General features: G+C 40.0%; 1 protein-coding gene. It reads right to left on the bottom strand.

Features of this window, described 5'->3' with window-relative positions; translation table 11 throughout:
• A partial coding sequence (locus AB4486_RS28715) for a hypothetical protein (RefSeq protein WP_372120239.1) occupies positions 1–250 on the bottom strand: 250 nt, incomplete at both ends.

The raw sequence follows: 250 nt of genomic DNA, 5'->3' as shown, positions 1-250 counted from the left end.
GAGTTGGCGTAGTAGATACCAACCTTACTGTTGATCTCGACTACACTGGCAGAGTTACTGTTTAGGTTAGTAACATCAACTTGTTGATAATCGTTATAAGCATACAGCTCAATACCATTATTATTAAGCATGTCGTTTGTTGAAAACGACTTCACTTGACCTTCAGCTTGAGTTGATTGGTAGCTATAGCTGCCGTCTTGATTAAACGTAGCAATAGCCGTACCTGTGTCAATGACGATCTCACCGTTAT

The organism is Vibrio sp. 10N.222.55.C6 (genome assembly GCF_041473395.1).
In the GTDB taxonomy this organism is placed as follows: Bacteria; Pseudomonadota; Gammaproteobacteria; order Enterobacterales; family Vibrionaceae; genus Vibrio; species Vibrio crassostreae_C.
The sequence above is the reverse complement of the archived record's forward strand: the minus strand, read 5'-3'. Positions and strand labels throughout refer to the sequence as shown.